The sequence below is a fragment of the Gordonia sp. McavH-238-E genome (assembly GCF_022348225.1).
Classification (GTDB): Bacteria; Actinomycetota; Actinomycetes; order Mycobacteriales; family Mycobacteriaceae; genus Gordonia; species Gordonia terrae.
In genome coordinates, this window is the sequence record NZ_JAKRFE010000011.1 from 94188 (window position 1) to 106938 (window position 12751).

Here is a 12751-nt window from a genome sequence, read left to right on the forward strand (position 1 = left end):
CTCGGCGCCGGTGACCGCCGAGCGGGGACCAGAGCGAGGAACAGTGGTTCGCCCGTCAGGCGGGTCCCGTCGCGTGGCGGGCGCCGAGGGGCGTACGTTGGTGACGCCGTCCCGGTTCGGCGCGGGTTCCCATGCGTCGCTGTGGAACTCGCGAGCCGATCGATGACTTGCGGGCTACAGACCCGGCTTCACGACGTCACCCCAGCCCTCGACGTCCTCGGGGCGTCGGGGGCTCGGGCCGGTGTATATCGCGGCGGGGCGGACCAGCTTGCCGAGACGCTTCTGCTCCAGGATGTGCGCACACCAGCCGGCGGTGCGGCCACAGGTGAACATCGCCGGCATCATGTGCGTCGGCACCTCGGCGAAGTCGAGGATGACCGCCGCCCAGAACTCGACGTTGGTCTCGATGGCGCGGTCGGGGCGTCGTTCCCGCAGTTCGGTGAGCGCGGCCTGCTCGAGTGCGGCAGCGATCTCGAAGCGAGGGACGCCCAATTCCTGTGCGGTGCGGCGGAGCACGCGGGCGCGCGGATCCTCTGCGCGGTACACGCGGTGCCCGAAGCCCATCAGCTTCTCCTTGCGGTCGAGGATTCCCTTCACGAGTCCTCGTGCGTCGCCGGTGTTCTCGACCTCTTCGATCATCGGCAGGACGCGGGCGGGGGCGCCGCCGTGCAGCGGTCCGGACATGGCGCCGATCGCGCCCGACAGCGATGCCGCGACGTCGGCGCCGGTGGAGGCGATGACCCGCGCGGTGAACGTCGACGCGTTCATCCCGTGCTCGGCGGCGCTGACCCAGTAGGCGTCGATCGCGGCGATGTGCCGGGGATCGGGGTCGCCCTTCCAGCGCGTCATGAAACGTGCCGTGACGGTGTCGCATTCGTCGATCACGTGCTGCGGGACGGCGGGCTGATGGATGCCGCGCGCCGACTGCGCCACGTACGACAGTGCCATCACCGACGCGCGGGCGAGATTGTCGCGGGCGGTCTCGTCGTCGATGTCGAGGAGCGGCTGGTAGCCCCAGATCGGGGCGAGCATCGCGAGTGCGGCCTGGACGTCGACGCGCACGTCGCCGGTGTGAATCGGCAATGGGAACGGTTCTGCCGGTGGCAGGCCGTCGCCGAACTTGCCGTCGACCAGGAGCGCCCACACACCGGCGAAGGTCACCTTGTTCTCGACCAGGTCTTCGATGTCGACGCCGCGGTAACGGAGATTGCCGCCGTTCTTGTCCGGTTCGGCGATGTCGGTCGTGAAGGCCACCACGCCCTCGAGACCGGCGACGAAATCCTCGGGAACAGTGTTGGCCATGGCAACCCACCTCACTCGACGTCTGTGTCGTGCATCCGCGGGGATGCAATCCACGTGGAACTGTAGATCAGCGCGGCGCCCCGCGTGTACCCCGGAGTAACGAGTGAGGTCGGAGTAGCGTCAGGAAAGTGCTGGACGAGTCGCGCGACCCCATCGACCTGCCGAACATGCGCGTCGGATACGGCGGCGGCATCCCACCCAACATCGGCGAGGGTGACCGTGCCGCCGGCGCCGACGGCATCCGCGAGAACCTCGACCCGAGCTGGCTGCGTGGCGACCCGCCGTGGCTGGACCTCTTCGGAGTCTGGCTGCGCGAGGCCATCGACGCCCGTATCGCCGAACCCAATGCGATGGTCCTCGGCACGGCCGACGCGGACGGCCGGCCGTCGACCCGAACCGTCCTGTGCAAGGGAGTCGACGCGAACGGGGTGGTCTTCTTCACCGGCTACGACTCCGACAAGGGTCGGCAACTGGCCGCGAATCCGTGGGCCTCGGTGACGTTTCCCTGGATCGCGCTGGAGCGTCAGGTGCACTTCCGCGGCCCGGTCGAGCATGTCAGCGCCGAGGAGATCCAGGCCTACTGGGAGCTCCGACCCCGCGGTTCGCAGCTGTCGGCAGCCGCGTCCGAGCAGTCACGGCCCATCGGCAGCCGCGTCGAACTCGAGCAGAAGGCCGCCGAACTCGCCGAAGCCTACGGCGGGTTCGACGAGGGTGCCGAGGTCCCGGTCCCGTCCGAGTGGGGCGGGTACCGCATCGTTCCGGTCGAGGTCGAGTTCTGGCAGGGTCGAGCGAACCGCTTGCACAACCGGGTTCGGCTGACCCACGTCGACCACACCTGGCGTGCCGAGCGGCTGCAGCCGTGAGTGTCGGGGCCCGTCAGCGGTAGTCGAGGCGGTTCGGGTCGAGTCCGGCGATGCCGCACTGCGCCTGGGCGAAGACCGAAAAACGACCCTAGCGGACAGCGGCGGCATCGCCGACGTCACTCTCCACAGGGCAGTCGTCGGCCTGCGTGACCCGCCCCCGGGCGGCGGTCATAGCATCGTGGAAATGGCCCGCCTTCTCGCCGACACCGCGCCGCTGCGCAATCACTACTTCCGGCGGCTGTGGCTCGCGAACATCGTCACCGTGATCGGCGCGCAGCTGAGTGTCGTCGCGGTACCCGCTCAGATCTATGAGGTCACGGGGAGTTCGGCGTACGTCGGGCTGACCGGGGTGTTCGGTCTGGTCCCGCTCGTCGTCTTCGGCTTGTGGGGCGGGGCCCTGGCCGACGTCGTCGACCGTCGGACCCTGCTGATCATCACGACCATCGGCCTCATCGTCTGCAGCGCACTGTTCTGGGCACAGGCCGCGGTGGGCGGGCAGAACGTCTGGATCGTGTTGGTGCTCTTCGGCGTTCAGCAGGCCTTCTTCGCCGTGAACCAGCCCACGCGGACGGCGGTACTACCTCGACTCCTCGACACCAAGGACCTGCCCGCCGCGCTGTCGCTGAACATGACGGTGATGCAAGCGGGCGCCATCGCGGGGCCGTTGGTCGGCGGCTCCCTGATCCCGGTTCTCGGCTACTCGCTCCTGTACTTCGTGGACACACTGTTCCTGGTGCCGACGCTCATCGCCGTCATCATGTTGCCGTCCCTGCGACCGGAGAGCGAGGCAGCGCCGAAGGTCGCGGGCCTGCGCTCGGTCCTCGACGGCCTTCGGTACCTGGCCGGGCACAAGATCCTCCTCGCATCCTTCCTCGTCGACCTCATCGCCATGATCTTCGGCATGCCGCGGGCGCTGTTCCCACAGATGGCCCACGAGTACTTCGGTGGCCCCGAAGGCGGTGGCATCGCGTTCGCCTTGCTGTTCACGGCGATCGCCGCGGGAGCCGTCGTCGGCGGGATCTTCTCGGGTTGGGTCGCCCGCGTGCAGCGGCAGGGTCTCGCGGTCATCGTGTGCATCATCATCTGGGGTCTGGCGATCACCGGGACGGGGATCGCGGTGTCGTTCGCCGACGGCGCCGCCATGCCGATGCTCGTCGTCGCGGTCGTGCTGCTGATGATCGGTGGGGCGGCCGACATGGCGTCCGCGGCGTTCCGGCAGACGATCCTGCTGGCGGCCGCGACCGACGAGGTGCGCGGCCGACTGCAGGGCGTGTTCATCGTCGTGGTGGCCGGCGGCCCGCGGATCGCCGACGTCGCCCACGGCGCCGCGGCCGCCTCGATCGGGGTCGCCGCGGCGACGGCGTTCGGGGGCATCGCGGTCGTGATCGCGACGATCGTGGCCGCACTGATGATCCCGGCGTTCGTGCACTATCGCGCCGGTCAGCGCACCTGAGGGCCCGGTTCGCCGACCAGCGCGACCCGGCGATCGGTGCCACCATGGACGCCATGACCGCCGCCGCCACCGGATTCGACGTGCCGCTCATCGACATCTCGCCGTACACACGCAACGGCGATCCCGCCGACCGGGCCGTGGTGGCGGCGAGGTTCGACGACGCGGCGAGTTCGGTCGGCTTCATCCAGGTCGTCGGGCACGAGATCCCGGCTGCGGTCATCGACGAGTTCACCGCGGTCATGGACGACTTCTTCGCCCTTCCGCTCGAACTGAAGAAGACCTACCGCACACCGCCGGAGATCAATCGCGGGTACGCGCCGCCGACATCGGAATCCCTGTCACTCTCGCTGGGCGTCGAGTCCGCGGGACGCATGAACGACTTCTTCGAGGCCTACAACGTCGGGGTCGAGGCAACGCAATACCCCGAACTCGACCTGCCCGCCGACCAGTACGCGACCAACACCTGGCCGGCCGTCGACCATTTCCAGGCGGCGGTCTCGGCGTACTTCAGCGAGGCCCGCCGCGTCGCCCACACACTGACCAGGATCTTTGCCGACGCCCTCGACCTGCCGGCCGACTTCTTCGAGGGATTCACCGACCATTCCCTCGACGTGCTCCGGATGAACAACTACGCCCTGCCGCCGGGTGAGATCGAACTCGACGGCGAGCTGACCGGCATGGGCGAGCACACGGATTACGGCATCGTGACGGTGCTGTGGGCCGACCAGGTGCGAGGCCTACAGGTGCTGGATCAGAACGGCGAATGGCACGACGTGAGTCCGGCTGACGGTGCGCTGCTGATCAATCTGGGCGATCTGATGGCGCGCTGGACCAACGAGCGATGGACCTCGACCCTGCATCGGGTCAAGCCACCCGTCGTCGACGGCACGGTGGAACGGCGCCGATCCGCGGCCTACTTCCACGACGGGAACCTCGACGCGATGATCACGACCTTGCCGTCGTGCGTCGGGGCCGGCAGCCGCTATTCACCGATCACCGTGGGCGAGCACATCGGTGCGAAACTGGCAGGCTCGCGGGCCGGACGTCCGAACCCGCACGCCACCCGGGAGGCCGGACGGGTCCGGCAGGCCATGCGACGAAGCCAGGGTCAGCAGTAGGAGACTCGTGGGTCTCAGTCAGCGGTGAGCACGCCGGGGTAGGACGCCCGCCGTGCGGCGGTCACCGGGCAGTAGTGCATCGGGTTGTCGCGCTCGCTCTCCGGGGGCAGGTTCCGCGTGGGCGTGTGCACGATCGGTGCGTCCGCGGCGACTCTTCCGGTGACGCGGTCCCATGCGTCGCGCGGCCGCGGATGGCGCAGCACCCGCTTGGGTAGGAGCTTGTGCATCACGAGGTTGATGCCCTTGCCCAGCAACCGGAATCGTCGCTCGTCCGTGTCGGTCCACTCGAGGCCGAGGATCTCGCGAACCGGCTCGTCGTAGAACCCGGTGGTCAGCCACATGAACAGCTTCTGGTTCTGCGGCACCAGATACCGGTCCCACAGCCACGTCGGTATGAAGCCGAGGAAGGGCGGCGGCGGCAACTGGGTGATGTCGAGGACCGTGCGAACCGAGACGTGATCGCGGAGCACGTTGCGGCACATGTAGTCCCAGTACTCCAGGAAGTCCTCGTAGGTGTCCGGCACGGGACGCATCGACACGCCGTACTGGGCGTACCAGGCCTTCGACTCCTCGAACAGCTGGCGCTTCTGGTCCTCGGTCAGGAAGGGGCCGAATCGCTCGCACAGCCGGACGTTGCCGTACCAGAACGTGGCGTGGGCCCAGTAGAAGACATCGGGATCCAGCGCGTGGTAGCGGGACCCGTCGTCCATCGTCCCCTTGACGGTCCGGTGGTAGTCGCGTACCTCCAGCCCGGTCTGCGCGCCGGGCACGACGGAATCGAAGACCACCCCGCTGATGGGATACAGCGACCGCATCAGACGCTGCCATCGCTCGCCGAAGAAGTCCGAGTGGTCCCACACCGCGGCGCCCAGTTTGGGGTGCATGTTCTGGATCGACCCGGCCCACAGACCCTGGAACATTCCCGTCCAGGTGCCCCAGATCTGCCAGGTCAGCGAATCCGGACCGAGAGGCTCGTACTCGTGTGCCGACGCCGCGTCGTCGGTGTGAACGGGACAGGCCTCCGTCGCAGCGTCCATAACCTCGGTCATGAGACGAAACCCTAGGTTCGTCTCACCCCGGTGTCAACTGTCGGTCACTCGGGATTCTCGTGGGTCACGGCCCGGTAGCCACGTGCGCCGGCCCGGTCGACCGCGGCCTTGACGAGTCCGAAGACGAGACCCTGCAACGCGGCAGCCACCAGGACCTCGGTGTTCGAGCGCTCGAGGTCCTTCGGATCGGGTGCCGACTCGTCGTCGGAGATCCGTTTCCAGATCTGACCGAACACCGCGCCCGCGGCGATACCGCCGAGCACGCTGGTCGCCAAGGACATCGGTTTGTACATCGCCTTCGATACGGCACTCATGCGAATTCCTCGCTCATTCGGTGGTGGACCCTGGGCGGATCGTGGTCGGAGGTCAGCGGCGTCGACGACGGACGATGACGATGGTGCCGACGGCCAGCACGGCGGTCACCGCCGCGCCGATCAGCACGGTCGAGTTCTCCTGGGCCTTCACCTGTGCGGTGTGCGCCGTCCTCGACGCCGCGTCGTTCACCCGCGCCGGGACATCCAGCTTGGCGGCCAGCGCGTCGACGGTCTCGGCCAGTTCCTGGCGTTGCTGCTCCACCGGGGGCGGGGTGTCGGCCGAAGTGTTGTTCTCGGGTGTCTCACTCATCTACAGGTGCTCCTTCACAGTCGCCACGTCGCGCTGGACACTCTCGACGGTGCGCTCCGGGGCCGGCGGCACCGCGGACTTGGCCCGTTTGGCTCCGATCGCGGCGGCGGCCCCGCCGATGACCAACAGGATCACCCCCACGATCACCGCGGCCAGCCACGCCGGTACCGCGTTCGCCAGCCCCAACACGGCTGCCGCGACAAGAGTGCCGAGGCCGAACAGCACCAGCAAGGTGCCCGCACCGGAGATGCCGGCGCCCACCCCGATCCGGGTGCCCTTGCCCTTCATCTCCGCGACCGCGTGCTGCAGCTCGGTCTTCACCAGGGTCGTCGTCTGCTGCTGCAGACGTTCGACGAGCTGCACGGTCGACAGGTCGTTCACAGACGGATCACTCACGCTCGTACCTCCTATCGGGACGCTGGTCTATGGCTTCCCTCGGTCGGCGATCCCGAAACGTCGATTCTCCGATCAGCGTTGCCGGAATCGGATCTCCGATCAGCGTTGCCGGAATCGGATCTCCGATCAGCGTTGCCGGAATCGGATCTCCGATCAGCGTTGCCGGAATCGGATCTCCGATCCGGGAGCGACCTGCGCGGCGAGATCCACCGCCTCGGCGGTGAGGACCGCCACCACCGGATAGCCGCCGGTGACCGGGTGATCGGCGAGAAAGATGACCGGACGGCCACTCGGCGGGACCTGGATCGACCCGTGGGCGATGCCCTCGGAACGGAGCTCCGCGGCGTCGTCACGGTGCGTGAGGAGGGGAAGCCCCGAGCCCTCGGCGCGGTCGACCCGCACGCCCACGCGATTGCTGTCGGTTCCGACCACCCAGGATCCGACGCACACGTCGGCCGGTGCAGCGAGATGGTCGGCACGGGGGCCGGTGTGGCAGTCCAGAACGACGACCTGCGGGTGCTCGTTGTCGGCGGGGGCGGACCACACAGTGGGCCAGTCATCGGCGGCGCGACCCAGGGGCAACAGCGCGCCGGTGTCGAGTGGAGGCGGCCCGAGTCCGGAGAGGGTGTCGGTCGACCGCGAGCCCAGCACCGGTTCGACGTCGATACCGCCCCGCACGGCGACGTAGTTGCGCAACCCCCAGGTGGGCGCGTCGAGCGACAGCTCGTCACCGGCACGAAGCACGAGAGCCGCGGCGAGCCCCGCGGGAATCCCGTTGCGACGCACCACGGTGTCCGCCCCGGTCGCCGCGACCAGTACGTCGGAATCGGCGCGAATCCGCAACCCGCCAAGCGTCGTCTCGACCACCGCCGCCGACTCCGCGTTGCCCACAAGACGATTGGCCAGAGCGTGGGCCGCACGATCCGCAGCCCCCGACCGCGGGACGCCGAGGTGTGCGTACCCGGGCCGCCCAGCATCCTGGACGGTCGCCAGAGGCCCCGTCGCGAGAACGGTCAGCGAGGTCATCTGCGTCCGCGCCCGGCGTCGACGAAGCGGACCATCCGGCCCGCGGTGAACAGGGCGGGGGGATCGGCGTGCGCGTCCCACAGGCGAACATCGGTGCGGCCCAGCAACTGCCAGCCGCCGGGGCTCGACCTCGGGTACACCGCGCTGTACCCGGCGGCGATCGCGACCGACCCCTCCGGAACGTTGGTGCGTGCTTCCCGGCGTCGACCCACCGTGTCGAACGGGTGCGATGCCTCGTCGTCGGCGACGAGATAGCCGAAACCCGGTGCGAAACCCATGAACTGGACGCGCCATCGGGTGTGGCAGTGCACCTCGACGACCTCGTCGCTCGTCATGTCCAGTGCCGCAGCGACATCCGCGAGGTCCGCGCCGTCGTACTCGACCGGGATGACGATCTCGTCGGAAACACGCTCGTCGTTGTCGTGCTCGGCGTCGGTTCCGCGGTGTCGCAGCGCGCGGCGGACACCGAGTTCGTCCACACCGCGACCCGGATTCGCCTGGACCAGGAGGGTGTGCGCGCTGGGCACGAGATCGGTCACCTCGGCGAGCTCGCCGCGATCGATCGCGGCGCGCAACGCCCTGGTCGCGGCGAGCACCGCGGCCGACGGGGCGTCATCGGCCGAGAAGTCGAGGACCACCGCGTCGGGGCCCGCCGGCAGCTCGTGCATGGATCGAATCTACCCCGGGCGACATGGTGTCCCACCCCGCGAAGTCCAGACGTGCGCCCGCGTTGCGGTGGCAGACTCGGTGGAGGTGCCGTGCCCGGTGGCCCATGCGAATGCGAGGAGAGACCGTGAGAGAGATCGTCGTCTGCGGCGAGTCGCTGGTCGATGTCGTGCAGCAGGGCGGAAGTCGTCACGAGGCGAACCGAGGAGGCCTGGCGCCCCTGCAGCCCGCCCTGGGCGGCGGTCCATTCAATGTCGCAATCACCTTGGGGCGGTTGGGGAGTGCGGTGTCGTTGCTCTCAGCGGTGTCCACCGACAGCTATGGCGATGCGATCGTCGATGCGCTCCGCGCTGCCGGGGTGGGAACCGCGCTGGTCCAACGTCGCGACGAGCCCACTTCGCTGGCTCTGGCGACGATCGCCGACGACGGATCGGCACGCTATTCCTTCTACGTGGAGGGGACCGCAGACCGGGCGGTCACCGATCCGGGCGCGCTGCCGCCCACCGTCGCGGCGGTGACGTTCGGGACCCTGTCGCTCGTGCTCGAACCCGGTGCCACGGTGTACGAGAACCTGATGCGTCGCTGCCGCGCCGAGGGTCGAGTCGTGGTGCTGGACCCGAACATCCGGCCCGCGGTCATCGACGACCCCGACGACTACCGACGCCGTTTCCGCAGCTGGATGTCGTCGGTGGACCTGGTCAAACTCTCCGACGAGGACGCGGCCTGGCTCGGCGACGGGCCTGCGGGCAGTTCGGCGGCGGACTGGCTGGGTGACGGAGTGGCAGCGGTTGTCACCACAGCCGGGGCATCGGGCATCACTGTTCGTACAGCGGTCGGTGAGGTGACCGCGCCGGCGCCGTCCGTCGACGTCGTCGACACGATCGGCGCGGGGGACAGCGTCCTCGGAGGCCTTGTCCACCACCTGGACCGGCACGGTCGGCTCTCCCCGGACGCGGTGCGTTCACTGACCGTCGAAGAGTGGCGAGAAGCGGCCGAATTCGCAGCTCACGTGGCTGCGGTGACGGTGTCGAGGCCCGGGGCCGACCCTCCGTGGGCGGGCGAGCTGAGAAGCGACTAGGTTGTACCTGTGTGTCCTACCCGGACACTGTAAAAATCTCTGATCTGAATAAGGGGTTCGTGTGTCTGCTGAAACAGTCCCAGCCGACCAGGCGTCCGACACGGCCTCAGCGACCTTCACCTACCCCGGTGGACAGCTGGAGCTCCCGATCCTGAAGGCCACCGAGGGCACCGACTCGGTCGCGCTCGGCAAATTCCTGGCCGAGACCAATCTGACCACCTTCGACGGTGGCTTCGTGAACACCGCGTCGACCAAGTCGGCCATCACCTACATCGACGGTGACGCCGGCATCCTGCGCTACCGCGGGATCCCGATCGATCAGCTGGCCGAGAAGTCGACCTTCATCGAGGTGAGCTACCTGCTCATCTACGGCGAGCTCCCGACTCCGGCGCAGCTGGAGGACTTCACCACCAAGATCCAGCGCCACACGCTCCTCCACGAGGATCTCAAGCGCTTCTTCGACGGCTTCCCCCGCAACGCGCACCCGATGCCGGTGCTGTCGAGTGCGGTCAACGCGCTGTCGGCCTACTACCAGGACTCGCTCGACCCCAAGGACGACGAGCAGGTCGAGCTGTCGACCATCCGCCTCCTCGCGAAGCTGCCGACCATCGCGGCCTACGCGTACAAGAAGTCGGCGGGTCAGCCGTTCCTCTACCCGGACAACTCGCTGAGCCTGGTCGAGAACTTCCTGCGGATGACCTTCGGCTTCCCCGCGGAGCCCTACGAGGTCAACCCCGAGGTCGCGAAGGCGCTCGACATGCTGTTCATCCTCCATGCCGACCACGAGCAGAACTGTTCGACCTCGACGGTCCGCCTCGTCGGCTCGTCGCAGGCCAACCTGTTCACCTCGATCTCCGGCGGCATCAACGCACTCTGGGGTCCGCTGCACGGCGGCGCCAACCAGGCCGTGCTCGAGATGCTCGACGACATCCGCGCCGACGGTGGCGACACCAAGGACTTCATGAAGCGGGTGAAGAACAAGGAAGCCGGCGTCAAGCTCATGGGCTTCGGTCACCGCGTTTACAAGAACTACGATCCGCGCGCCGCGATCGTGAAGAAGACCGCCGATACGATCCTGGAATCGCTTGGCGTGCAGGATGATCTGCTCGACATCGCAAAGGGTCTCGAAGAGGTCGCGCTCAACGACGACTACTTCATCGAGCGCAAGCTGTACCCGAACGTGGATTTCTACACCGGTGTCATCTACCGTGCGATGGGCTTCCCCACCCGCATGTTCACAGTGCTGTTCGCGCTGGGACGCCTGCCGGGATGGATCGCCCACTGGCGCGAGATGCACGAGGACCCGACCACCAAGATCGGCCGTCCGCGTCAGCTCTACACCGGCTACACCGAACGCGACTACGTCCAGATGGGCGATCGCTGAGCGACCGCTCTCGCCGGACACGTCTGACCGCCGCACACCCGACTCAAAGGAGAGTCCAGTGACCAGCACCGAGAAGCCCACGGTCGAGTTCCAGGCGGGACCCCCGCCGGCCGACCTGACCATCTCCGACCTCATCGTCGGCGAGGGTGCCGAAGCCGCCCGCGGCGGCATCGTCGACGTTCACTACGTCGGGGTCGACTACGAGACGGGCGAAGAATTCGATTCGTCGTGGGACCGCGGCCAGTCGGCCAACTTCCCGCTGGACCGGTTGATCCCGGGCTGGCAGGAGGGCATCCCCGGCATGAAGGTCGGCGGACGCCGTCAGCTGACCGTTCCGCCCGAGCTCGCCTACGGCTCAGCCGGTGCGGGCCACCGTCTCTCGGGACGGACGCTCGTGTTCGTCATCGACCTGCTCGGAGTGGGCTGACGTCCGCGACCTCACTGGTCTGGCTCAGGCGTGATCTGCGCCTGAGCGACCTCCCGCCGCTCGCCGCGGCCGCCTCGGGGACCGATTCGTCGGTCCTCGTGTGCTTTGTGCTGGACCCGCGACTGGAGAAGTCCTCGGGTGAGCGGCGCCTGGCCTTCCTGTTCGACTCGCTGCGCGAGATCGACGACAAACTCGACGGCAAGCTGCTCGTCGTCCGGGGACGCCCCGAGGATGAGATCCCGAAGCTGGCCCGGGCGGTCGACGCCGAACGGGTCCACATCTCCGAGGACTTCGCGCCGTTCGGCCGACGACGCGACGAGGCCGTCGCCGACGCGCTCGGCGACGTCGAACTCGTGGCGACCGGGTCGCCGTACCTCGTCTCGCCGGGTCGGGTGACCAAAGACGACGGGTCGCCGTACAAGGTGTTCACGCCGTACTCGAAGCGGTGGCGTGACCACGGGTGGCGCGCACCCGCCGACTCGTCGGTGCCGGCGAAGAAGATCGTCGACCCATCGGATCTGACGAAGACCGGACGCATCCGGGTCCCTGCCGCGCCGACGACGCTCTCCATCCCCGCGGGCGAGGATGCGGCCACGGAGCGCTGGGCCGAATTCGTCGACGGCGATCTCGCCGACTACGACTCCGGCCGCAACGATCCCGCCGGGGACAGCACCAGCCGGATGTCGGCGTACCTCAAATACGGCAACATCCATCCCCGCACGCTCGCCGCGGATCTGGGCAGGTCGGGGGGAGCGCAAGCCTATCTCCGCGAGCTCGCGTTCCGTGACTTCTATGCCGATGTGCTCTATCACTGGCCACACAGCTTGTGGCACAACTGGAATCGCCAGTTCGACGGCATCGATCTGGATACCGACGAGAAGGCCTACGAGCGGTTCGACGCCTGGAAGGCCGGGCGTACCGGCTTCCCGCTCGTCGACGCCGGGATGCGTCAGCTGGCCGAGACCGGCTATATGCACAACCGGGTGCGCATGGTCACCGCGTCCTTCCTCGTCAAGGATCTGCACCTGCCGTGGTGGTGGGGAGCGGAATGGTTCCTCGATCAACTCATCGACGGTGACATGGCGTCGAACAACCACGGTTGGCAGTGGGCTGCGGGCACGGGAACCGATGCGGCACCGTACTTCCGGGTGTTCAACCCCGAGGCCCAGGCCAAGAAGTTCGACCCAGACGGCGAGTACGTCCGCCGGTGGGTGGGCGACATCGACGCCGACGACTATCCCGAGCCGATGGTCGATCACAAGGCCGAGCGTGAAGAGGCGCTCCGCCGATTCGGCCAGATCTAGTCCCGCAACGTCCCCTGCTGGTCGAGCGTGTCGAAACCACCTGCCGCACACGAGGACTGCA

General features: G+C 68.0%; 14 protein-coding genes. 7 read left to right on the forward strand and 7 right to left on the reverse strand.

Translation table 11 applies throughout. The features are described 5' to 3' along the window. Window positions 1-174: 174 nt before the first annotated feature. Entirely contained in the window at window positions 175-1302 is a 1128-nt protein-coding gene (locus MHN80_RS17880; protein ID WP_239402851.1) for a citrate synthase 2, read from the reverse strand. Window positions 1303-1469: 167 nt separating this feature from the next. Between MHN80_RS17880 and pdxH the strand changes: the two genes are divergently transcribed. From pdxH to MHN80_RS17895, 3 genes are all read left to right on the forward strand, one after another. Next, on the forward strand, window positions 1470-2165 hold the full coding sequence (pdxH, locus tag MHN80_RS17885) for a pyridoxamine 5'-phosphate oxidase (RefSeq protein ID WP_275447889.1): 696 nt from the start codon (window positions 1470-1472) through the stop codon (window positions 2163-2165). A 184-nt stretch (window positions 2166-2349) separates the two neighbouring features. Then, a complete protein-coding gene (locus MHN80_RS17890) occupies window positions 2350-3618 on the forward strand; it encodes an MFS transporter (RefSeq protein WP_239402853.1) in 1269 nt (422 codons plus the stop codon). A 44-nt stretch (window positions 3619-3662) separates the two neighbouring features. Next, window positions 3663-4736, forward strand: a complete 1074-nt coding sequence (locus MHN80_RS17895) for an isopenicillin N synthase family oxygenase (RefSeq protein ID WP_239402854.1) — start codon at window positions 3663-3665, stop codon at window positions 4734-4736. Window positions 4737-4750: 14 nt separating this feature from the next. Here the strand turns inward: MHN80_RS17895 and MHN80_RS17900 are convergent, their stop codons facing one another. The 6 genes from MHN80_RS17900 to MHN80_RS17925 all read right to left on the reverse strand — a co-directional run bounded on the left by MHN80_RS17900 (window position 4751) and on the right by MHN80_RS17925 (window position 8499). Then, a complete protein-coding gene (locus tag MHN80_RS17900; RefSeq protein WP_064571262.1) occupies window positions 4751-5785 on the reverse strand; it encodes an oxygenase MpaB family protein in 1035 nt (344 codons plus the stop codon). A gap of 44 nt (window positions 5786-5829) precedes the next feature. After that, entirely contained in the window at window positions 5830-6099 is a 270-nt protein-coding gene (locus MHN80_RS17905) for a DUF4235 domain-containing protein (protein ID WP_004020164.1), read from the reverse strand. A 52-nt stretch (window positions 6100-6151) separates the two neighbouring features. Further along, a complete protein-coding gene (locus MHN80_RS17910; protein WP_239402855.1) occupies window positions 6152-6409 on the reverse strand; it encodes a DUF3618 domain-containing protein in 258 nt (85 codons plus the stop codon). Beyond that, window positions 6410-6805: a phage holin family protein gene (locus MHN80_RS17915; protein ID WP_004020162.1), complete on the reverse strand. Its 396-nt coding sequence runs from the start codon at window positions 6803-6805 to the stop codon at window positions 6410-6412. 153 nt (window positions 6806-6958) lie between these two features. Beyond that, complete coding sequence (locus MHN80_RS17920; protein WP_239402856.1) at window positions 6959-7831, reverse strand: biotin-dependent carboxyltransferase family protein; 873 nt, start codon at window positions 7829-7831, stop codon at window positions 6959-6961. Further along, window positions 7828-8499, reverse strand: a complete 672-nt coding sequence (locus MHN80_RS17925; protein ID WP_239402857.1) for an allophanate hydrolase subunit 1 — start codon at window positions 8497-8499, stop codon at window positions 7828-7830. The genes MHN80_RS17920 and MHN80_RS17925 overlap by 4 nt, the downstream gene beginning before the upstream one ends. Before the next feature lie 125 nt (window positions 8500-8624). Between MHN80_RS17925 and MHN80_RS17930 the strand changes: the two genes are divergently transcribed. From MHN80_RS17930 to MHN80_RS17945, 4 genes are all read left to right on the forward strand, one after another. Further along, window positions 8625-9575, forward strand: coding sequence for a carbohydrate kinase (locus MHN80_RS17930; protein ID WP_239402858.1), 951 nt, complete (start codon window positions 8625-8627; stop codon window positions 9573-9575). Window positions 9576-9636: 61 nt separating this feature from the next. Further along, the gene (locus tag MHN80_RS17935) at window positions 9637-10959 is read left to right on the forward strand and encodes a citrate synthase (RefSeq protein ID WP_004020158.1); all 1323 of its coding nucleotides are present in this window, start codon (window positions 9637-9639) and stop codon (window positions 10957-10959) included. A gap of 58 nt (window positions 10960-11017) precedes the next feature. Continuing rightward, window positions 11018-11386 (forward strand): FKBP-type peptidyl-prolyl cis-trans isomerase, encoded by a 369-nt coding sequence (locus MHN80_RS17940; protein ID WP_004020157.1) that lies wholly within the window; start codon window positions 11018-11020, stop codon window positions 11384-11386. A 14-nt stretch (window positions 11387-11400) separates the two neighbouring features. Next, window positions 11401-12690 carry a deoxyribodipyrimidine photo-lyase gene (locus tag MHN80_RS17945; RefSeq protein WP_101820385.1) on the forward strand — a complete coding sequence of 430 codons (1290 nt, stop codon included), beginning with the start codon at window positions 11401-11403 and terminating at the stop codon, window positions 12688-12690. Window positions 12691-12751 lie beyond the last annotated feature (61 nt).

Coding starts and splice junctions, on each gene's coding strand:
- MHN80_RS17880 (WP_239402851.1), bottom strand. CDS start 1,302: ATGGCCAACACTGTTCCCGAGGATTTCGTCGCCGGTCTCGAGGGCGTG.
- pdxH (WP_275447889.1), top strand. CDS start 1,470: ATGCGCGTCGGATACGGCGGCGGCATCCCACCCAACATCGGCGAGGGT.
- MHN80_RS17890 (WP_239402853.1), top strand. CDS start 2,350: ATGGCCCGCCTTCTCGCCGACACCGCGCCGCTGCGCAATCACTACTTC.
- MHN80_RS17895 (WP_239402854.1), top strand. CDS start 3,663: ATGGACGCCATGACCGCCGCCGCCACCGGATTCGACGTGCCGCTCATC.
- MHN80_RS17900 (WP_064571262.1), bottom strand. CDS start 5,785: ATGACCGAGGTTATGGACGCTGCGACGGAGGCCTGTCCCGTTCACACC.
- MHN80_RS17905 (WP_004020164.1), bottom strand. CDS start 6,099: ATGAGTGCCGTATCGAAGGCGATGTACAAACCGATGTCCTTGGCGACC.
- MHN80_RS17910 (WP_239402855.1), bottom strand. CDS start 6,409: ATGAGTGAGACACCCGAGAACAACACTTCGGCCGACACCCCGCCCCCG.
- MHN80_RS17920 (WP_239402856.1), bottom strand. CDS start 7,831: ATGACCTCGCTGACCGTTCTCGCGACGGGGCCTCTGGCGACCGTCCAG.
- MHN80_RS17925 (WP_239402857.1), bottom strand. CDS start 8,499: ATGCACGAGCTGCCGGCGGGCCCCGACGCGGTGGTCCTCGACTTCTCG.